The sequence below is a fragment of the Bosea sp. F3-2 genome (assembly GCF_008253865.1).
Classification (GTDB): domain Bacteria; phylum Pseudomonadota; class Alphaproteobacteria; order Rhizobiales; family Beijerinckiaceae; genus Allobosea.
The window spans coordinates 801793-821887 of sequence record NZ_CP042331.1; the positions used below are offsets into that span (position 1 = coordinate 801793).

General features: G+C 66.9%; 16 protein-coding genes. 5 read left to right on the top strand and 11 right to left on the bottom strand.

Annotated features, from left to right (window positions below; translation table 11 throughout):
• Positions 1-46: 46 nt before the first annotated feature.
• The 6 genes from FQV39_RS03855 to FQV39_RS03880 form a co-directional block, all read right to left on the bottom strand.
• Positions 47-1195, bottom strand: a complete 1149-nt coding sequence (locus FQV39_RS03855; RefSeq protein ID WP_248313235.1) for an efflux RND transporter periplasmic adaptor subunit — start codon at positions 1193-1195, stop codon at positions 47-49.
• Positions 1192-4272, bottom strand: coding sequence for an efflux RND transporter permease subunit (locus tag FQV39_RS03860; protein ID WP_149129097.1), 3081 nt, complete (start codon positions 4270-4272; stop codon positions 1192-1194). The genes FQV39_RS03855 and FQV39_RS03860 overlap by 4 nt, the downstream gene beginning before the upstream one ends.
• A complete protein-coding gene (locus FQV39_RS03865; protein ID WP_149129098.1) occupies positions 4269-5369 on the bottom strand; it encodes an efflux RND transporter periplasmic adaptor subunit in 1101 nt (366 codons plus the stop codon). Before FQV39_RS03865 ends, FQV39_RS03860 begins: the two co-directional genes overlap by 4 nt.
• Positions 5370-5606: 237 nt before the next feature.
• Entirely contained in the window at positions 5607-6803 is a 1197-nt protein-coding gene (locus FQV39_RS03870) for an MFS transporter (RefSeq protein WP_187640156.1), read from the bottom strand.
• Between the two features lie 72 nt (positions 6804-6875).
• Entirely contained in the window at positions 6876-7682 is an 807-nt protein-coding gene (locus tag FQV39_RS03875; protein ID WP_187640157.1) for an AraC family transcriptional regulator, read from the bottom strand.
• 364 nt (positions 7683-8046) lie between these two features.
• The gene (locus tag FQV39_RS03880; protein ID WP_248313236.1) at positions 8047-9060 is read right to left on the bottom strand and encodes an alpha/beta hydrolase; all 1014 of its coding nucleotides are present in this window, start codon (positions 9058-9060) and stop codon (positions 8047-8049) included.
• A 497-nt stretch (positions 9061-9557) separates the two neighbouring features.
• On the opposite strand from FQV39_RS03880, the gene FQV39_RS03885 reads away from it, so the two are divergent.
• From FQV39_RS03885 to FQV39_RS03905, 5 genes are all read left to right on the top strand, one after another.
• The gene (locus tag FQV39_RS03885) at positions 9558-11108 is read left to right on the top strand and encodes an AbgT family transporter (RefSeq protein ID WP_149129102.1); all 1551 of its coding nucleotides are present in this window, start codon (positions 9558-9560) and stop codon (positions 11106-11108) included.
• A gap of 53 nt (positions 11109-11161) precedes the next feature.
• A complete protein-coding gene (locus FQV39_RS03890; protein ID WP_472840621.1) occupies positions 11162-12367 on the top strand; it encodes a M20/M25/M40 family metallo-hydrolase in 1206 nt (401 codons plus the stop codon).
• A gap of 51 nt (positions 12368-12418) precedes the next feature.
• On the top strand, positions 12419-14248 hold the full coding sequence (locus tag FQV39_RS03895) for an SLC13 family permease (protein ID WP_149129104.1): 1830 nt from the start codon (positions 12419-12421) through the stop codon (positions 14246-14248).
• Between the two features lie 11 nt (positions 14249-14259).
• Complete coding sequence (locus FQV39_RS03900) at positions 14260-14526, top strand: YMGG-like glycine zipper-containing protein (protein WP_149129105.1); 267 nt, start codon at positions 14260-14262, stop codon at positions 14524-14526.
• Between the two features lie 130 nt (positions 14527-14656).
• The gene (locus FQV39_RS03905) at positions 14657-16099 is read left to right on the top strand and encodes a metal-dependent hydrolase family protein (RefSeq protein ID WP_149129106.1); all 1443 of its coding nucleotides are present in this window, start codon (positions 14657-14659) and stop codon (positions 16097-16099) included.
• Here FQV39_RS03905 and FQV39_RS03910 read toward each other — a convergent pair.
• The 5 genes from FQV39_RS03910 to FQV39_RS03930 form a co-directional block, all read right to left on the bottom strand.
• Positions 16075-16440: a hypothetical protein gene (locus FQV39_RS03910; RefSeq protein ID WP_149129107.1), complete on the bottom strand. Its 366-nt coding sequence runs from the start codon at positions 16438-16440 to the stop codon at positions 16075-16077. The two genes, FQV39_RS03905 and FQV39_RS03910, sit on opposite strands and share 25 nt — an antisense overlap.
• Positions 16441-16571: 131 nt before the next feature.
• Positions 16572-17120, bottom strand: coding sequence for a single-stranded DNA-binding protein (gene ssb, locus FQV39_RS03915; RefSeq protein ID WP_149129108.1), 549 nt, complete (start codon positions 17118-17120; stop codon positions 16572-16574).
• 188 nt (positions 17121-17308) lie between these two features.
• Positions 17309-18166 (bottom strand): ABC transporter permease, encoded by an 858-nt coding sequence (locus FQV39_RS03920; protein WP_210251162.1) that lies wholly within the window; start codon positions 18164-18166, stop codon positions 17309-17311.
• Positions 18163-19155, bottom strand: a complete 993-nt coding sequence (locus FQV39_RS03925; RefSeq protein WP_149129110.1) for an ABC transporter substrate-binding protein — start codon at positions 19153-19155, stop codon at positions 18163-18165. Before FQV39_RS03925 ends, FQV39_RS03920 begins: the two co-directional genes overlap by 4 nt.
• 568 nt (positions 19156-19723) lie before the next feature.
• The gene (locus FQV39_RS03930; RefSeq protein WP_149129111.1) at positions 19724-19972 is read right to left on the bottom strand and encodes a YjiS-like domain-containing protein; all 249 of its coding nucleotides are present in this window, start codon (positions 19970-19972) and stop codon (positions 19724-19726) included.
• Between the last annotated feature and the right edge of the window lie 123 nt (positions 19973-20095).

Sequence of the window (20095 nt, forward strand, 5' to 3'; positions counted from 1 at the left end):
CTCGAACGCCCTTGCCCTTTCTCCGCGCCAGAACCTGCCGCTGATGTCACGGCGGTAGCGCCAATGAGGCCGCCTGCTGCCGCGGTGAAGGCCTCTGTTCGGGCAAGGGCCTGACGCGCTGACCGGGGTGCAACGCCTGGATGCCGGCCGAGACAATGGTTTCGCCGGGCTCCAGCCCCTGGGACAGGATGACCTTGCCCGGATCGAAACGCAGCACATCGACGCTGCGCAGGGCGACGGTCGATTTGGCGGGATCGACGATCCAGACGGCGGGCGAGCGGCCCTGCTGGGTCAGCGCGCTCGCGGGGATCGCGACGATCGCTGCGGTGGTGAGCTCGATGGTGCCGACGACGGTGGAGCCGAGCCGCATCGCCTCCGGCGGGTTCTGCAGGCCGACCCTGACCGCGAAGGTCCGCGTCACCGGGTCGGCCTGCGGCGCGACTTCGCGCACCGTGCCATAAGCCGTCACGCTGGGTGAATCCGCCAGCGCGATGCGGATCCTGGCATCGCTGAGATGGGTGTCGAGCACCGCGGCCGGCACGTTGAACACCGCGTCGCGGTCGTCGTCGCGGGCGATCTGGACGACGACCTGGCCGGGCTGCACCACCTCGCCCGGCTCGATCTGCCGCGCCGTCACGACGCCGTCGACATTGGTGCGCAATTCGGTGAAGCCGAGCCGGTCCCGCGCCAGCTCGAGCTGCGCCTCCACATTCTCCAGTTGCGCCTGCGCGGTTTCCTGGGCGCTGTGCGCCTGGTCGAAGCGCGGCCTCGTCGTGAAGCCCTGCGCCATCAGGCGTTCCTGGCGCTCGAAGGTGTTGCGCGCCGTGCTGACCTCACCGCGTGCCACCTGCAGTGCTGCCTTCGCCGCAGCCAGTGCATTCTGTTCGAGGGCGGGGTCGAGCCGGGCGATGACCTGCCCCGCCTTGACCCGGTCACCGACATTGACCGGACGTTCGAGCACGCGCCCACCGATGCGGAAGGCGAGCCCGACGTCCTTCTTCGCCTGGATCTCGCCGCTGAGCTGGATGTCGTCGGAGAATTGTCCCGCCTCGACTGTGACGACTCCGACCGGTCGTCCCTCCGCCTGCGGCGCCTTTTCATTGCCGCAGGAAACGAGGACCGCGCCCAGCAGCGTGACCGCTGCAACCCGTCCCAGCCCCGTCATCGGCATCCGCCTTGTCGCGATCGCGCTCATGACTGGGAGCCTCCCGCACTGGCTGTTCGCTTCGCCTTGCCACGCGCGGTCGCGGCGCTGAAGACGGTGACGTAGAGGACGGGGAGGAGAACGAGCGTCAGCACCGTCGCGACCAGGAGGCCACCCATGATCGCGAAGGCCATCGGCCCCCAGAACACGGTTGGCGCGATCGGGATCATGCCGAGCACGGTCGAGATAGCGGTCAGCATGATCGGCCGGAAGCGCGTGCCGGCGGCATCGACTGCCGCTTCGACCACGCCCTTGCCGGCGGTCCGCTCGTCTTCGATCTGCCCGATCAGGATCACCGCATTCTTGGTGATGATGCCGATCAGGGCGAGGATGCCGAGCAGCGCGACGAAGCCGAGCGGCTTGCCGGAGAGCAAGAGCGCGCCGACGACGCCGATCAGCCCGAGCGGCGCGATGCTGAGCACGATCGCCAGGAGCCTGAAGCTCCGGAGCTGTGCCATCAGCACGGTGAACATGATCAGCAGCATCACCGGCACCACGGCGATGACCGAGGCCTGCGACTTGGCGCTTTCCTCGACCGTGCCGCCGACGGTGATGTCGTAGCCGGCCGGCAGCGCCTTCCGGAGCGCCTCCACCGAAGGCTGCAGCGCGGTGACCACGGTTTCCGGGAGCGTGCCCGGCGGAATATCAGCCGAGACTGTCAGGTTCGGCACGCGGTCGCGGCGCCAGATCAGCGGCGCGTCCAGCCCGTAGCTGAAACTCACGAATTGCGAGACCGGCACCGAGCGGCCGCTCGGCAACGCCACCTGCATACTGCGCAGCGTATCGAGCGAGGCGCGCTCGGCATCCTGCGCCCGCACGACGACGTCGACGAGGTAGATGGAATCGCGCACCTGCGTCACGACCGTGCCGGAGACCACCGTGTTGACGATCGCGGCGACGGCGGCGGAGCTGAGGCCGAGCCGGCGTGCCTCGTCCTGATCGACGCGCAAACGCAGTTCCCGGGCAGGTTCGATCCAGTCGAAATTGATCTGGAGGGCCTTGGGGTTCGCCGCGACGACCTGCGCGAGCCGCATCGCGATGCTGCGGATCTCGGCGATGTCGGGGCCGCTCACGCGGTACTGGACCGGCCAGCCGACCGGCGGGCCGAGCTCCAGCGGCGAGACGCGGCCGACCACATTGGGGAAGTCCTTGGCGAGCAGCGCCTCCAGCTCTTTCTGCAGCCGCTCGCGGGCCGCCACGCCCTTGGTGACGATCACCATCTGGCTGAAGAAGTCGTTCGGCAATTGCGCATTGAGCGGCAGGTAGAAGCGGATCGCGCCGCGGCCGACATAGGTGCTCCAGCGCACGATGTCGGGATCGCCCTTCAGCGAGGCCTCGAAGCGGTTGACGAGGTCTTCGCTCGCATAGATCGAGGCGTTCTGCGGCAAGGTCAGGTCGACGAGCAGCTCCGGCCGGTCCGAGGCCGGGAAGAACTGCCGCGGCACCAGCGGCAGCGCCAGGATCGACGCTGCGAACAGGCCGAGTGTCACCGCGATGGTCACCCAGCGCAGCTTGATCGCCCCCGACAGGAACGAGCGGAAGCGGCGCTCGACGCGGCCCGGCTCCTTGCCTTGGGCCGAGGCGTCCGGCGCCTTCAGCATGGCGACGCCGAGCACAGGCGCGAAGAGCACGGCGACGAACCAGGAGACGACGAGCGCGATCGTCACGACCGCGAAGAGAGAGAAGGTGTATTCGCCGGCCGAGCTCGCCGCGAAGCCGATCGGGACGAAGCCGGCGATCGTCACCAGCGTGCCGGCAAACATGGCGGTGGCGTATTTCTCGAAAGCGAAGGTCGCCGCCTTCATCTTCGCCTCGCCGGCCGCGAGCCGCGTGACCATGGCGTCGGTCGTGGTCATGGCGTCGTCGACCAGGAGCGCGAGCGCGATGATCAGGGCGCCGAGCGAGATACGCTGCATGTCGATGCCGGCGACCAGCATGCAGGCAAAGACGATGGCGAGCGTCAGCGGGATGGCAAGCGCGACGACGAGGCCGGGCCGAACGCCGAGGCTGATGAAGCTGACGACGAGGATGATGCCCACCGCCTGCCAGAGCGAGGTCATGAAGTCGTCGATCGCATGCGAGACCGTCACCGCCTGGTCGGCGACGAGATAGGGCTCGATGCCGAGCGGCAGGCCGGCGTTGACCTCGGCCATCGCCTTCTTGATGTTGGTGCCGAGCGCGAGGATGTCGCCGCCGTCGCGCATGGCGATGCCCAGCCCGATCGCCTCGCGCCCGTTCACCCGGAACATCGGCGTCGGCGGGTCGGCATGGCCGCGCCGGATCGTGGCGATATCGGCGAGCCGCAGCATCCGGTCCCCGGCGGGAAAATTGATGCTCAGCAGATCGGCTTCCGACTGGAAGGCGCCGGAGACCCGCACCGAGAATTTCTCGTCCTGTGTCTGCACCTCCCCGGCCGGCCGCACCACGTTCTGGGCCTGCAGCGCCGCGAGCAGGGCCGAGCGGTCGAGGCCGAGATTGGCGAGTTCCCTCACCGAGAACTCGATGAAGATGCGCTCGTCCTGCGCGCCGACGATCTCGATCTTCGAGACGTCGGGCACCAGCAGCAGGCGCGAGCGGATGGTCTCGACATGGTCGCGCAGCTCGCGGCTGGTGAAACCGTCCGAGGTGAAGCCGTAGATGATGCCGAAGGTGTCGCCGAAGCGGTCGTTGAAGAACGGGCCGAGCGTGCCGGTCGGCAGCGTATGCCGCATGTCGGCGATGAGATTGCGCACCCGGTACCAGGTGTCCTGCACCTGGCGGCCCGGCACCTCGCCCTTGAGGTTGACGAAGATCGTGGTCACGCCGGGCTTGGTGTAGCTGCGCACGCTGTCGAGGCCGGGCGTTTCCTCGAGCTGCCGCTCAAGGCGCTCGGTCACCTGGCTCAGCGTGTCTTCCATGGTGGCGCCGGGCCAGACGGCGGAGACCACCATCGTCTTGATGACGAAGGCCGGGTCCTCGTTGCGGCCGAGCCGGATGAAGGCGAGGATTCCGGCCGCGACCGCTACGATCATGAGATAGATCACGACCGAGCGGCTCTTCAGCGCCCATTCCGAGAGGTTGAAGCTCATCGCGGCTCGGCTCCGATCAGGCGCACCCGCTGGCCTTCACGCAGAAGCCGGGCCCCGGCGGTGACGACGATGTCGCCTATGTCCAACCCCTTTGAGATCTTGGCGGCCGCAGGGTCCGCGCTCGCGACGTCGAGCTTGCGCAGCGAGACGGTCAGCTTGTTGGGATCGACCACCCAGACGCCGGTTGCCTGATCGCGCGTCGTCAGGGCCGTCGCGGGAATGGTGATGGCGCCGCTCCCGCTGGCGCGGATCGAGCCCGAGACGGCGGCGCCGAGCCGGAAGGCCGGCGAGGGATCGGTGAGGCCGACCCTGATCCGAAAGGTGCGGGTGACAGGGTCCGCCTGGGGCGCGATCTCGCGCACGCGACCGGTCGCTTCGCCGCCGCCCTCCCCGGTCAGCGCGACCCGTACCGGCATGCCGGGCGTGAGCTGCCTTACCCGTTCCGCTGGAATCTCGAAGACGGCATCGCGGCCCTCCCGCCGCGCCAGCTGGACGATCATCCGGCCGGCCGTCACGACCTCGGAGGGCTCGGCGCCGACGCGCGTGACGATACCGGGCGCATCGGCCGTCAGCGTCGTGAAGCCGACGATATCCTCGGCCGAGCTAACCTGGGCCTGGGCGGCGTCGACCTGGGCGCGAGCGGCCGTGAGCGCCTGCTTGGCAGCCTCGAAATCCGCTTGCGTCGTGATGTGGCGTTTGAGCAGATGGCTCTGCCGCTGGAACTGGTTTTCCGCCTTGCGCTGATTGCCCTGGGCGGCGGTCAGCGCGGCTTGGGCCGAACGGAGATCGTTGAGCTCGTTTTCGGGATCGAGCCGCGCGACAGTCTCGCCCTCGCGCAGGTTCGCCCCGACGCCGACCAGGCGCTCCGCCAGGCGCCCGCCGATGCGGAACGCCAGCGAAGCCTGGTCCTGCGCCTCGATATGCCCGGTGAAGGCAAGATCGGGCGCCTGGCGCGGCGGCTCGACCGTCACGGTTCGGACGATGCGCACAGGCGGTGGCGCCGCCTTTTCCTCGCGGTTGCAGGAGGCGACGGCAAGCGCGATGACGGCCGCGACCACAGCGCAGCCGAGGCGCGATGTGGCTTCGCCGCGCCTCATGCCCGCTCCGCGGCAGCTTCCCGGTGCCCTGTCGGTGCATCCGGACGCCGTAAGCCTCGCCTCTGCATCGAATTGTTCCTCTGACGCCTGCCGCAACGCGCGTTCGCATGCGCGCTTGCGCCCTGCGAAACCCTTCGGACGGTGCTGCGACGCTAGCAACGGCAGAGGGAGCGCGGATTAGCTCAGAATCCCAACTCTGGGCTGCTCATCCCATTGTTGGGAAGGAGCGCTTTCCCGCTAGGTCAAGCTCAAAGGTTCCTGCGCCGTAACACGACGCAGACCGAGGGCGATCGGCAACAGCAGGGACAGCCCAACCGCCGCGACGACAGCCATGACGAGATAGATCTGCTCTCCCCATGTCTCGTAGAGCCGTCCGCAAAGCGTCGTCAGAACCGCCATGGCGCCGGCCCAGCCGCCGGCGAGCCAGGCCTGGGCGCGCGCTTGCATTCTGCCTGACGCCAGCCTCGCGAGGAGAAAGATGCTGGCGAGATGCGTGGCGCCGAAAGTCACCCCATGCGTCAACTGGAGAAACATCAGCGTGGAGAGGCCCGGATCCTGCGACATGGCGCCCCAGCGCAAGGTCGCGGTGACGGAAGCCACGACCAGCAGGCCGGCTGCGCTCGAGGCGCCTTTCACGCGGTAGCCCAGGAAAGAGAACAGGACGACCTCGGACAGGACACCGAGAGCCCAGAGCCCGCCCATCGCTGCGCCGGAAGCTCCGGACGCCTGCCAATGGAGCGTGCCGAAGCCGTAGAACGCGGCGTGGCTAGCCTGCACCAATGCCGCGCCAGCGATTGTGCCGACGAGCAGCAGCGGGCGCGCCGTCGGTCCCTCGCTCTCTTCGGAAACCCGCGAGCCGTTCGGCTCAGGAGCCATGCAGCTGGCGGCGGCGACAGCCGTGAGGATGGACGATAGCAGCAGCAATGGGACGATCGAGGAGGTCGAAAACCATTCGAGTGACCAGCCGGCCGCGAGATTGGCGGCCGCGAAGCCGAGCGACCCCCACAGGCGGATACGCCCATATGTCAGCTCGGATCGCGGCGTTTTGGCGAGACGGCCGAGCGTCATCGCATCGGCCAGCGCGATCAACGGGCCCTGCGCCAGAGCAATCGCGATGACGACGGCGAGGATCGGCCAGAAGCCGCGTGCGACGGTCAGGAGGCCGGTTCCGGCAGCAACCAACGCTGCGCAGACCATAAGCGTCGCCGAGATCCGTCCGCTCCGGTCGGCGAGGGCCCCGACCGTCGGATTCGCGATGATCCGGATCAGCAACGGCGCCGCCAGAACAATGCCTATCGCATCGGCGTCAAGCGATTGAGCCTGCAGCCAGAGCGGGAAGAATGGGAGGTTGACCCCGAGCTCGAAGAACAGAAATGCGTAGAGAAGCGCAAGCCGCCCTGTAGGTATCCCAGCCGTCGGGCTGGCTCCCTGCATTTGCTGAACGGCAGAGTTCGAGCCCCACCGGCCGAAACGCCGCGTTTTGGCGCGTGATCGAAGCCGCATCGTTCAGCCTTGGGTCGGCTCGTCCGGTTCATCGGGGAAGGAGCGTATGATCCCGCGCTCGCGCGCCTCTGTCGGGCTGTAGCCGAACTCCCGCCGGAAAGCCCGGCTGAAGGTCGAGTGATCGACAAATCCGACCTCGTTTCCGATCGCGTGGACGGAAAGTGTTTCGCGCTGCGAACTCAACCGGAGATGCGCTTTGCGCAGGCGCTCCCTGTTGATGAAATGCGCCACCCCGCCGCTGTTCTCGAAAAGCCGGTAGAGTTTCGAACGGGACATCGCCAGCAGGCGGGCCAGCCGCTCGGGGCCGAAATCCGGTGAGGCCATGTTCTGGTGCACGACGCTACGCGCTCTGTCGATCAGGACCGAACCCAGGGGCGCCCTCGCAGCCTCGTGGTAGACCGATTGCGGGATGATGCAGGCCGCGACGAGCGCCCTGGTCGGCATCTCGAGGCTCGCAGCATGCTCGGGAGTGACGTGAGGCAGCTGTCGCACCAGGCTGTCGAGATAGCCGATGAGCAGGGGGGCGAAATCCTGGCTCACCGCAAGGTCATGGGCCCGGTCGAAGCGCTGCTCGTCGGCAGCGTGCTGGTCGCGCGGAAGATAGAGGGTGATGACCTCGCTATCCTGGGCCCGCCCCTCATAAGGGAGCGCCAGGGAACGGAAACTCAGCTCCTCGTGCAGCGCGCCATTGGCCGCAGGCGTTCGCGCCAGCACGACGCACCAATGGTCCAGATAGGATTTGGGGCGATGCCGCCACTGCCTGTCCGGCGCGCCGGAGTAGACGACATGCGTCAGAGCGAGTTCGCCCATGCGCCATGAGCAGAACTCGGCGGCGAATCCTGCCGAGAACTCGCGCGTTGGGAAAAGCTCGATGGTGTTCCCGTGTAAAGACCGCCAAGCGTCGAACTGTTCTTGTGGCCGAAGATCAGCCGTACAAAAGTGGGCCACAGAAAATACGCTGGCGTCCTTTCTCACCCCGCCTTGAGAGAAAGTCGGCATCGGACACTCCGATTGTCCTATGATCTTCAAAAATAAGGTAGAATTCTGCCAACGATCAATTTTCGCTGAGATTGATCAAGATCAATAAACGATGAAAGGATTAGTATTTGTTAATCAGCAGTTTAAACTTAAAGTACCGCACAAATATTGGCACCCTGAACACAGCGCGTCAACCCTAGGGCGCCGCTGCAGCATCGAACACCCTGATCGGGGCAGTGACCAGAAGAGTTGCCGCGGAACCAAGCGCTCCCGCTGCAGCCAGGGGCGCGGGAACGTCGAAATCAGTGATCACTTGCCCCTGGAGGAGCCTGCCGCCGATCAGGCGAACGGCGTCCGGGCTGGCCGCGAAGAGATCGTGGTTGATCCTGTCCCCGGCATTGATCGCCGACAGGTCGATCACGGTAATCCCGGACAGTCCCGCGAACTGGGTGCGGTATTCCTCCTGTGTCGGATCGATGCCGCCGAGCCGCGTCGCTCCACGCGAGATGAACCGGGACAATTGCAGGGCCCGGTCATGCTGTGCCGTGAACAGGGTGACTTGCGGTCGTTTCGGCCCCATGTCCTCGATTTGGCGCCGGAAGACCCCGATATCGAGGTCGGGCGATGCCAGGATGAGGTTGCTGATCTTGCGCGGGACGCCGCCGTCCTTGAGCGCGATCTGCCTGACCGCTTCGACCGCCGGCCAGCTCCCCATCGAATGGGCCAGGATCACGACTTCCCGAACGGAGGGGCTCGCGACGGCCACCTTCAGCAGAGCCGCCAGATCCGAGCGCGAATAGGAGGCGTTGTCGAAATCGCGGCTGTAGTCGAGCAGATAGCCGCGCGACGGCCAGGAGAACAACACCGGCGCTGCGTCGGCGTCGGCGTCATGCGCCAGCTGGGCGAAGCGGAAGACGGCGCGATCGAACGGCGTGTTGAACCCGTGGACGAACACGAAGACGCGCTTCGCCCGCCCGCTCGTCGACCGGAACCAGTCGGCGAGTCTGGATTTCGGCAGCGGCGTCGAGCTGGTGACGACGAAATCGGTGGCGGGGTTGCCGGGAACCGAGCGCGGTAACTGGATCGTGCCGACCTCGCGCTCGCGCGGGACCGAGACAATGATGTTGCTGAACGAAACACCCTCGCCTCGCTCGCCGGTGAAGAGCATGCCGGGATCAGGCGAAGCTGCGCGCGTCGTTGCCGCCAGCATGTCGACACGGTCGGTCCCGGGAGCTGCAGCGACGGGTTGCAGCAGCCCCTGCGGCGTCGAAGCACAAGCGCCGAGGCCGATGGCGAAGACCAGGAAAAGAAGCAGGGAACGAACCCTGCAATCACCAAGTGAATACCGGCCGGGCCGAAGCTCGCCATCCGCCGCGAAGCAGGCCCCGGCCCCGCTTGCGCAACCATTCTCTTTGCCCCGAGCTGGCATTGCTTCGACTCTGTCCGTGACCGGTAGGCGGCATTCGCTTGTGCAGCAGACCGTAGAAAACCGCTCCGTCGGCGGCAAGCCAGAGCACATCCGGCCGGTACGACGGGCCCAATTTTGGGACAGGCGGCCCAGAGTTTGGGATTCTCTGCCGATGCCCTCCCCGCGTCTGGATTTAAGGTTCGTCCCCGAGACTCGGGGTCTTGTCAGCGCCGAAGCTGCTTGCCGGCGCGAACCACAGCTCTTGCGTCGAAGACTTTGGCTCAACGGGGATGAGAGCGATGACGACTGCCGCCGCCGCGCCGAAGACGACCATGCAGAGGTTCCTCGACACGGTCGAGAAGGTCGGGAACATGGTTCCCCACCCCGTCGTCATCTTCCTGATCCTGATCGGCATCGTCATCGTGCTGTCGGCCGTGCTGGGGCTGTTCGGCGCCGCCGTCACCTTCGAACGGATCAATCCCGATACGCACAAGGTCGAGACGGCGAGCACGGCGATCCGCAGCCTGCTGACCATCGACGGCATCCGCTTCATGTATTCGTCGCTCGTGCCGAACTTCATGAGCTTCACGGCGGTGGGCCTGATGATCGTGGCAATGATCGGCGCCGGCGTCGCTGAGGAATCGGGGCTGGTGACGGCCCTGATCCGCAAGCTCGTCATCGTCTCCCCCGGCTGGGCGCTGACCTATATCCTGTCCTTCGTCGGCATTCTCTCCTCGATCGCCGCCGATGCCGGCTATCTTGTCTTGATCCCGCTCGCGGGCATCGCCTATCTCGCCGTCGGCCGCAACCCGGTGGCAGGCCTGGCGCTGGGATTCGCGGCCGTCGCCGGCGCCTTCACCGTCAACATGTTGATCAAGCCGCTCGATGCCGTTCTCGTCGAATTCACCAATGACGCGGCGCGCCTGGTCGATCCGAACCGCACGATCGGCCTTGCCTCCAATCTCTGGTTCTCGATCGCCTCGGTGCTGGTCCTGACCGTCGTCGTCGCCTTCATCACCGACCGGATCGTCGCTCCGCGCCTGGGCACCTACGATCCCGCGCTGGCCGCCGAAGGCACGGTCACCGAGCAAGGCGCCGTGTTGTCCGAGGCGGAATCGCGCGGCTTGCGCTTTGCCGGCTTCGGCATGCTCGGCCTGATCGCCGTCTTCTGTCTGCTGACGCTGCCCCCGGGGGCGCCGCTGCGCGATCCGGCGACCGGCGAGCTGATCGGCAACTCGCCTTTCATGAACGGCCTGATCGCGCTGATCATGCTGATGTTCCTGATCTCCGGATGGACCTATGGCATCGGCGCCGGAACGATGCGCAGCTTGACCGAGGTCATCGCGGCGATCGAGAAATCGATCAAGAGCATGGGTGGCACGATCTTCCTGTTCTTCGTGCTCAGCCAGTTCGTCGCCTACTTCACCTACACCAATATCGGCACGGTGATGGCGCTGAGCCTCTCCGGAGTGCTGCAGGCGGCCAATGTCGGGGCGCTGCCGCTGCTGATCGGCTTCATCGTGGTGGTCGCGATCATCGACCTGCTGCTGACCGGCGCGATCGCGAAATGGGCGATCTTCGCGCCGGTCTTCGTGCCGCTACTGATGAAGCTCGGCGTCGAGCCCGAGGCGGTGCTGGCCGCCTATCGCGTCGGCGACTCGCCGATGAACGCGATCACCCCCCTCAACGCCTACTTCGCCCTGGTCGTCGGCTTCGCCCAGAAATACGACCGCACGGCCGGCGTCGGCACGATCGTCTCGCTGATGCTGCCCTATGTCGTGTGGATGTTCGTGCTGTGGACGGCCCTCTTCGCCGTCTGGAAGATGCTCGGCCTGCCCTGGGGGCTGTGACTCCCCGCTTACGGCCCTCCCCGTCGCCATTCCAACCCGACCGGATGCTGATCATGACGACACCCTCCATACCGCTCGACGTCGAAGCCGCCATCGCGCATCTCATGCGCTTCCTCTCGGTCGAAGGCGTGACCGGCAAGGAGGCGAATATCGGCGCTGCGGTCAGCGATGCGCTGAAGGCCGTCGGCGTTCCGGCCTCGGCGATCCGCTTCGACGATGCCAACAAGCGCATTCCCCTGCCGACCGAGACGGGCAACCTCATCGTCGACCTGCCCGGCGCCAAGGCCGGTCCGCGGCTGCTGTTCTCGACCCATCTCGACACCGTGCCGCTCTGCGCCGGCGCCAAGCCGAAGCGCGAGGGTGACCGCATCGTCTCGGACGGCACGACGGCGCTCGGCGGCGACGCCCGCACCGGCGTCGCGCTCCTCGTCGTGCTCGCCGAGACGCTGATCAAGCACAAGCTGCCGCACCCGCCGATCACGCTGCTGTTCACGGTGCGCGAGGAAAGCGGCCTGCATGGCGCGCGCGAGCTCGATCCGAAGGATCTCGGCGGTGCCGTCATGTGCATCAATGTCGACGGTCAGCTCGCCTCCGAGTTGCTGATCGGTGCGGTCGGCCAGGAGAACTGGGAGGTGGAGATCACCGGCAAGGCCTCCCATGCCGGCGTCGCGCCCGAAAAGGGCATCTCGGCCACGCTGGTCGGCTCCATCGCCATCGCCGACGCGCGCCGCGAAGGCTGGTTCGGCAAGATCGTCAAGCCGGATGGCCGCGGCACCAGCAATGTCGGCATCTTCGGCGGCAAGGGCGGCACGGTCGCGGCGGGCGACGCCACCAACGTCGTCACCGACTACGCCTATATCCGCGGCGAGGCGCGCAGCCCCGAGGCTGCCTTCGCCACCAGGATCGCCGAGGCCTTCAAGGCCGCCTTCGCCAAGGCGCAGGCCGAGGTGAAGGACGATGCCGGCGAGACGGCGCAGGTGAAGTTCACCCACAAGCCGGCCTACCCGCCCTTCGAGCTCGCCAAGGATGCGCCGGTGGTGCAGCGCGCCGCCAAGGCCCTTGGCATGCTCGGCCTCGAGCCGAACTACCTGTTCTCGAACGGCGGCCTCGACGCGAATTGGCTCGACAAGCACGGCGTGCCGACGATCACGATCGGCGCCGGCCAGGCCGAGATCCACACGATCAAGGAATATGTGAACCTGACCGAGTACGAGAAGGGCTGCCGCCTCGGCATCCTGATGGCGACGCTCGAAGACTAAGACCCTGCAAACGGGTCTGCGACCGAGCGGGCCCCACAGAGGAGCTGATGCGTGAGCCCGATCGCCTATACCGGCATCATCGTCGCCATCGCCGTCGTCCTGTTCGTCACGAACAAGGTGCCCGTCGTGCTCGTCGCGATGGGCACGGCGCTCGGGCTGTGGGCGACTGGCGTGCTGACCCTGCCGCAGGCTCTGGGCGGCCTGGGTGACCCGGCCGTCATCTTCATCGCCTCGCTCTTCGTGGTCAGCTCCGGTCTCGAGGTCACCGGCGTCACCGCCTGGGCGGGCCAGCTCCTGATCAAGGGGGCGGGCGAGGAAAGCCGGACGCGGCTTCTGCTGTTGATGATGGTGCTGGTCGCGCTTCTGGTCGCGCTGATCAGCCTCAACGGCGCCGTCGCCGCGCTGCTGCCGGTCGTGGTCGTCATCGCGGTTCGTCTCAAGCGCAACTCGTCGCAGCTCCTGATGCCGCTGGTCTTCGCCGGCCATGCCGGTTCCATGCTCGCGCTCACCGGCACGCCGGTGAACGTGCTGGTCTCCGAGGCCGGGCTCGATGCCGGTGTCGGCGATTTCGGCTTCTTCGAGTTCGCGCTGGCCGGCGTTCCGCTTCTGGCCGGCACCATGGCGATCATCATCCTGTTCGGCGAGCGCCTGCTGCCCCAGCGCAACGGCGCGACGATGCCGGCCGATTTCAGCCGTCACGCCAAGACGCTGGTCGAGCAATACGGCCTGGCGAGCGGCATCCACCAACTGCGGATTCGCGCCACCTGCCCCTATGTCGGTGCGCCCTCCAGCGCGATCACGCTGGATGAATGGCCCGGTCTCCAGCTCGTGGCGATCCAGGATGGCGCGACCGCAGGCCCCCTGCGCCGCGCTGCGATCGCGGAGGGCGATCATCTGCTGCTGCGCGGCGATGCCGAGGCCGCGGCCAATTTCGCGGCCAAGATGCATCTCGCCTTCCGCGAGGAAGGGGCCGGCGACAGCGAGGAAACCCTGTTCAACCGCCGTTCGGGCCTGGCCGAGGTGGTGATTCCGCCACGCTCCGGCCTGATCGGCCAGACCGTGTTTCCGGGGATGGTCACCGAAAGCGGCGACCTGATCATCCTGGCGGTCCAGCGCGGCGCGGGCGAGGCTCCGAGCGTCGGCACGACGAAGGCGGCAGGTATCGTGCTGCAGGCCGGCGACACCATGCTGCTGCAGGGCACCTGGAAGGCGCTCGATACGCATCTCGACGACCCCGACGTGCTCGTCGTCAGCTCGCCGGAACTGGTCCGGCGCCAGGCCGTGCCGATGGGACCGGGAGCCAAGCAGGCGATCGTCATCCTGTTCGCGATGGTGCTGATGCTGGCGACGGGCATCGTCCCCTCCGCCGTGGCGGGCCTGCTCGCTGCCGGCGCGATCATCCTCTGCGGCATCATGACCGTCGAGCAGTCCTACCGCGCGATCAGCTGGACGACCGTGATCCTGGTCGGCGCGATGATGCCGCTCTCGACCGCGATGATCGAGACGGGCGCCGCGAAGATGCTGGCCGACCGCCTCGTCACCCTGGTCGGCGGTGCCGGACCGACGGCGCTGCTCGCGGGACTGTTCGTCCTGACCGCGATCATGGGTCAGCTCATCAGCAACACTGCGACGGCGCTCATCGTCATTCCGATCGGCGTCGCCGCCGCAGCGGCCATGGGCATCTCGCCTCGGCCGGTGCTGATGAGCACCGCCGTCGCCGCCGCCGGAGCCTTCCTGACGCCGATCGCCACGCCGACCAATCTGATGGTGATGGGTCCGGGCGGCTATGCCTTCAGCGATTACTGGAAGCTCGGGCTGCCGCTCCTGATCTGGTTCTTCGTCGTCGCCGTTTTCATCGTGCCACTGATCTGGCGCTTCTGAGGGAGGAAACGATGCGTTGGAAGTTTGCTCTATTGGCCATCGGTTTGGCTCTTGCAGGCTGCAACACCAACTCGGCCGACCAGCGGACGCTGGGCGGCGGGCTCATCGGCGCGGGCACCGGAGCCGCGATCGGTGGCATCGCGGGTGGCGGCCGCGGGGCTGCAATCGGTGCAGCCGTCGGTGGCGTGACCGGTGCGGTGATCGGACGCGCGACCACCCCCAACAACTGCATCTATCGCGACCGCTACGGCCGCACCTTCGAGGCGCGCTGCCCCTAACCGTCGCCGATCATTCCGCGCGGTGCCATGCGACGGCCGTGACACCGCGGATGATGGTATTCTCAAGCTCGATCCGCGAGGCGCGCTCGACGCGCCTCGCGCCAGAAGCCTGCCGCCCAGGACGAAAAGCATGATCCGCGTGGGCAAGAAGTATCAGCACCTGATCCACGGCGCAGCCTGCGGCTGCTCCAATCCGATGCTCGTCCAGGCCTCGCGTCGCCTGGAGACCTTCACGCGCCGAGGCCTGCTGACGGGGGCGGCCCTGCTGGCCGGCGCAGCCGCCGCGCCGGCTCTGGCGCAGAGCACAACCCCTCCGACCAGGACCCTCTTCCGGCAGGTCAGGCTGTTCGATGGCAAGTCCAACAGCCTGCAGTCGAACGCCCAGGTGCTGGTCGAGGGCAATCGGATCGCCGCGGTCGACACCAGCAACAGCCCGCCCCAGCCAGACTGGACGGTGATCGATTGTGGCGGCCGCATGCTGATGCCGGGCTTGATCGATGCCCATTGGCATACGCTGTTCGCGGCGATTCCCGCGCCGATACTAATGACCGGCGATCCGGCATCGATCTTCACGACCGCGACCGCCGAAGCCAACCGCACGCTCCTGCGCGGCTTCACCAGCGTCCGTGACGTTGGCGGACCGGTCTTCTCGTTCAAGCAGGCGATCGACACGGGGGTGATCCCTGGCCCGCGCATCTTTCCCTCCGGGGCGATGATCACGACGACCGGGGGACATGCCGACCTGCGCATGCTGAGCGACATTCCGCGCGATCCTGCGCGCCTCAGCCTGATCGAGAGCATCGGCGGCGCGGCGATCGCCGACAGCGTCGGCGATCTGAGTATGCGGGTCCGCGAGCAGCTGATGCAGGGCGCCTCGCAGATCAAGGTCGTGGGCGGCGGGGGCGTCTCCTCGCCGCGCAGCCCGCTCGACATGACGACCTTCAGCGAGAGCGACCTCAGGGCCGCCGCCGCCATCGCCCGCGACTGGAACACCTATGTGACCGTCCATGCCTACGCGCCGCATACGGTCCAGCGCGCCATAGCGGCGGGGGCGGCCTGCATCGAGCATGCCCATCTGATGGATGAGGAAACGGCCGGCCTGATGGCCCAGAAGGGCATCTGGCTCAGTATTCAGCCCTTCCTGAGCGAGGCGGATTCCGTGCCGCTGACGGGGCCGAGCCGCGAGCGGATGCTGCAGGTCTTCGGCAACACGCCGCGGGCCTACGAACTCGTCCGGAAGCACGGCATCAAGACGGCGTGGGGATCGGACCTGCTGTTTTCGCCGGAATTGACGCCGCGGCAGAATGTGATGCTCACCCATCTCGGCCGCTGGTACAGCAACGCCGAGGCGCTGCGCATGGCGACTGCAGGCAATGCCGAGCTTCTGGCCCTGTCCGGCCCGCGCAACCCCTACCCGGGCAAGCTCGGCGTGATCGAGCCGGGAGCGCTGGCGGACATTCTGGTCGTCAACGGAAACCTGCTTGATGACCTCAAGCTTATCGAGCAGCCCGATCGGAGCCTTGCCGTCATCATGAAGGACGGGAAGCTCTACAGGAATTCACTGGCTTCATAGCGGGCTGCGTTGATGTCTCGCAGGCCGCGCAGGCCGGAACGCGCGCCCGGACCGGCAGGCCGGCGCATCCTTGCCGGAAAAGGGAGCGCAACAGTATGATGGACAGGCGTCTCTTCCTGTTCGGCCTTCTGAGCGGCGTCGGCCTGGCGCCGAACGGCGCCACTGCCGAGGCCAGCCTTCCCCCCGGCGACGATCGCCCCGTCACGAAACAGCTCGCACGCACGCTGGATAAGGCCGACGCCGTCTTCAGCCAGCAGCGGCCGCAATTGCACTATAATCGCCAGCGCCAGCACGGACAGCCGCCGCCGCGGCAGCGCCGCCAACGCCGGCGTTGGCCGCATTGGCGCCATCGCAGACAGTAAGCCACCCTGCTCTACGCAGGAACTGCTACCGAGCGGGAGGCTCCCGCCAAGCCTCCCGGAGTGAAAGGGAATGGCGTGTTCGGGAGCCCGAGTTCCGTCGGGCGCCGCCTTCAGAACGGGATGTCGTCGTCGAGATGGCTCGACGAGGAACGACCGCCGCCAGCGCCGCCCGACATGGCCGGCTGCCGCGAGCCACTGCTGCTGCCGCCCATCGCGCCGGAGCGCCCGAAGGAGCCACCGCCGCCCGAGCGGTCGTCCATATAGCCGCCGCCACCGCCGCCTTCGCTGTACTCATCCGAGCCGCCCTGGCGGCTGTCGAGGATGGTGAGCTCGCCGCGGAAGCGCTGCAGCACGATCTCGGTGGTGTATTTCTCGACGCCGGACTGATCCTGCCACTTGCGGGTCTGGAGCTGGCCCTCGATGTAAACCTTCGAGCCCTTCTTCAGGTACTGCTCGGCGACCTTCGCCAGGTTCTCGTTGAAAATCACGACCGAATGCCACTCGGTGCGCTCCTTGCGCTCGCCGCTCTGCTTGTCGCGCCAGGTCTCGGAGGTGGCGATACGCAGATTGACGACAGGCTCGCCGCTGCCGAGGCGGCGCACTTCGGGGTCACGCCCGAGATTGCCGACCAGAATGACCTTGTTGACGCTACCAGCCATGACAGGCTCCATTTCCTGCGCACTTCACACAAACCGGCCGCCCGACCGGAGCCGAACCCTATCGGCCGATTAAGGCATTATCAATGATGTTCCTGTTTTGTTCAAGTGACTCATACGAGGTTTTCCCCTGCTGATTCGCACGATGTCCGGCTGGCGCGGAGCCGGGTCGCGGCCAATCGCCGCCGCTTTCAGCCGGGCGATTTCCGGGCGCCGAGCGTCGCCTGCGCCATTCGGTCGAGCAGCACGGCGAGCAGGACGATGGCGAGCCCGCCGACGAAGCCGAGGCCGGGATCGGCCCGCTGCAGGCCGAGCAGCACGACTTCGCCGAGCCCCTTGGCGCCGATCATCGAGGCGACCACGACCATGGCCAGCGCCATCATGATCGCCTGGTTCAGCCCTTGCAGGATCGTCGGCCGGGCGAGCGGCAGCTCGATCAGCCAGAAGCTCTGCCGCGGCTTCAGGCCCAACGCCCGCGCGGCCTCGATGAAACCCGGATCGACGCCGCGCAGGCCAAGCTCCGTCAGCCGCGCAAAGGGCGGCAGCGCATAGATCAGCGTCGCGACGAGGGCCGGCGCGCGCCCGAGCCCGAGCACCATCGCCACCGGGATCAGGTAGACGAAGCTCGGGATGGTCTGCATCAGATCGTAAAGCGGGGTGAGCGCCCGGCCGAGACGCGGCAGCCGCGCCGCCGCAACGCCAAGCGGCAGCCCGATCAGCACGACGAACAGCACCGCGACGGCGACGAGGGCGAGCGACTGCATCGCCTCATTCCAGACGCCGAGCCCGGCCAGCGCCACCGGCAGGACCGCCATCGCCAGCGCGAAACCGATCCGCCGTGTCGCCAGCCAGGCGCCGGCGGCGACCGCCAGGACGAAAGCGGGAACCGGGATGTGCTGGAGTGCCATCTCAACCAGCCGAACCGGCGCGGTCAGCGTCGCACCGAAACCGTCGAGCTTGTCGCCATAGCCGGTGACGACGGCATCGACCGCGCGGTTGACGGCGCCCTGCAGCGCCTTGCCGAATTCCGGCACGAAAGCGGTCGTCACAGGCTCGACGCAACCTTCGTGGCGATATCGGCCGGCAACCATTTGCGCCAGATGTCAGGCTGCGACTTCAAGAAGACGATGGCCTGCTGCTCGGGCGTGACGCCTTTCTCGCGCGCCTCGGCGAGCATCTTCGAGGTCATGTCGCTCGTCGTGCCGTAGCTCTTGAAGAAGGTCACGAGCTGCGGCGCCTTCCTGGCGAGGTCGACATTGGCGCCGATGACCACCTTGCTCGTCGGGTAGGCGGTGGCGCGCTTGGGGTTGTCGCTCGCCTTGAGTTCGGCCCAGATCGCGGGGTCGAAGGGCGGCTCCTCGAGCTTGACGAGGTCATAGGCCCCGAGCAGCCAGCTCGGGCCCCAGTAGTAGAACAGCACCGGGCGCTTGCGCTTGAGCGCGGCTTCGATGGCGGCGACCAGTGCCTCGCCCGAGCCGCCGCGCGTATTGGTGAAGTCCTCGGCGAGCCCGTAGACCGCGAGCTTCTTGGTGTTGATGCCTTCGCAGACCCAGCCGGCGACGCAGTTGTAGAAGCGCCCCTTCCCCGGCTCCTCCGGATCGGCGAACAGGTTCTTGTAGCGCTTGAGATCCTGTGCGGACTTCAGATCGGGCGCCTTGGCATCAGGCCCGGAGACCAGATAGCGCGGCACGAACCAGCCCTCGTTCGCATCGGGAAAGGCCGTGCCCAGCGGCTCGACCTTGCCGGCCTCGGCTGCCTTCACCCAGGCCTCGACCGGATTGGCCGTCCAGATTTCCATGACGATGTCGACATCGCCGCGCGCCAGGCCGTTGACCAGCGGCGCGATGGCGCCAGGCACGCGCTCGACCTTGCAGCCGAAGCCGCGCTCGGCGATCGCGCTGGCGACGGCGGTGTGGAAGGCGGCGGAATCATAGTCGAGCCCCGCCATCTTCAGCGGGCGGTCGAGCTCGCAGGCCATGGCTGGAGCGCCGAGCCCCAGGCCAAATGCGAGCGCTGCGACTCCAAGAAGGGTTTTCATCGTCGTCGCTCCCCCGGTTGACCATGACAGAGGCCGTCGCGAATGATCGCACAGGCGGTTCGCGCTGTAACGCGGGACCGGGCGAATTGATCCCGGCTCGCGACCTTTCAGCGGGACCATCGCTCATGTGGCGCGGCGAGACTACGCCCTCCCCTGTCAGTGCCCGTCAGGACGTTAGATCGCCGTGCGTCCTACCGGACGCGAAGTGGCGATCTATCCTTTTGTTTGAGCACCGGATTTGCCCGAAAAGCGGATTCCACTTTTCGGTCCGATGCTCCAGGCGCGTGAACGCCTGTCGACACGGCTCCCCCAGAACCACCGCCGGCATTCCGGGTTGGCCCCTGGGCCGAGCCCGGAGCCCATGAACACGACGCTGCAGGCATGACCGTGTCGGGTCGGAGCTCCCTTCTGGCCCGAACAGTGTTCATGGGTTCCGGGCTCAGGCCTTCGGCCTGCCCCGGAATGACGGCGGTGGGGCCGCGAAGCCGGTTCGGCAAGGTCCGCAGACGGCCCATTCCCGACGTCTGGAACGTCTGCTGCTGCTGGGCAACGGGTATGCAGGGAATCGTTACCGGAGCGACATGAGATAAGTCGTGACGCCAGCGTCGATGCTGATGACGGGCTTGTCGCCCGACACCTTTGACCGATCGATTCCGGCATCGCGGAGCTGGGTCTCGGACAGGTCGGCGATGACACGGTGGGTACGCTCTCGAACAAGAGCCCTGCCGAAAGCCCGGCAGATGCGTCCGAGCGCACCGCTCAGATTGAGAATGGAAAATGTGGCGGCTTGCGGAAACGCTTGCGTGATCGGTGACATGGCTCATCTCCAAAGGTAGCGTTCCAACTGCGAACGGGACGAGCGTGCCACCACCGCGCTCGACCCGTGTTCGCCCCGGCGTGAACTCCATGTTTCGACAGGTTGGCCGAGACGTGAAATCGG

Coding starts and splice junctions, on each gene's coding strand:
- FQV39_RS03855 (WP_248313235.1), bottom strand. CDS start 1,195: ATGAGCGCGATCGCGACAAGGCGGATGCCGATGACGGGGCTGGGACGG.
- FQV39_RS03860 (WP_149129097.1), bottom strand. CDS start 4,272: ATGAGCTTCAACCTCTCGGAATGGGCGCTGAAGAGCCGCTCGGTCGTG.
- FQV39_RS03865 (WP_149129098.1), bottom strand. CDS start 5,369: ATGAGGCGCGGCGAAGCCACATCGCGCCTCGGCTGCGCTGTGGTCGCG.
- FQV39_RS03870 (WP_187640156.1), bottom strand. CDS start 6,803: ATGCAGGGAGCCAGCCCGACGGCTGGGATACCTACAGGGCGGCTTGCG.
- FQV39_RS03875 (WP_187640157.1), bottom strand. CDS start 7,682: ATGGGCGAACTCGCTCTGACGCATGTCGTCTACTCCGGCGCGCCGGAC.
- FQV39_RS03880 (WP_248313236.1), bottom strand. CDS start 9,060: ATGCTGGCGGCAACGACGCGCGCAGCTTCGCCTGATCCCGGCATGCTC.
- FQV39_RS03885 (WP_149129102.1), top strand. CDS start 9,558: ATGACGACTGCCGCCGCCGCGCCGAAGACGACCATGCAGAGGTTCCTC.
- FQV39_RS03890 (WP_472840621.1), top strand. CDS start 11,162: ATGACGACACCCTCCATACCGCTCGACGTCGAAGCCGCCATCGCGCAT.
- FQV39_RS03900 (WP_149129105.1), top strand. CDS start 14,260: ATGCGTTGGAAGTTTGCTCTATTGGCCATCGGTTTGGCTCTTGCAGGC.
- FQV39_RS03905 (WP_149129106.1), top strand. CDS start 14,657: ATGATCCGCGTGGGCAAGAAGTATCAGCACCTGATCCACGGCGCAGCC.
- FQV39_RS03910 (WP_149129107.1), bottom strand. CDS start 16,440: ATGCGGCCAACGCCGGCGTTGGCGGCGCTGCCGCGGCGGCGGCTGTCC.
- ssb (WP_149129108.1), bottom strand. CDS start 17,120: ATGGCTGGTAGCGTCAACAAGGTCATTCTGGTCGGCAATCTCGGGCGT.
- FQV39_RS03925 (WP_149129110.1), bottom strand. CDS start 19,155: ATGAAAACCCTTCTTGGAGTCGCAGCGCTCGCATTTGGCCTGGGGCTC.
- FQV39_RS03930 (WP_149129111.1), bottom strand. CDS start 19,972: ATGTCACCGATCACGCAAGCGTTTCCGCAAGCCGCCACATTTTCCATT.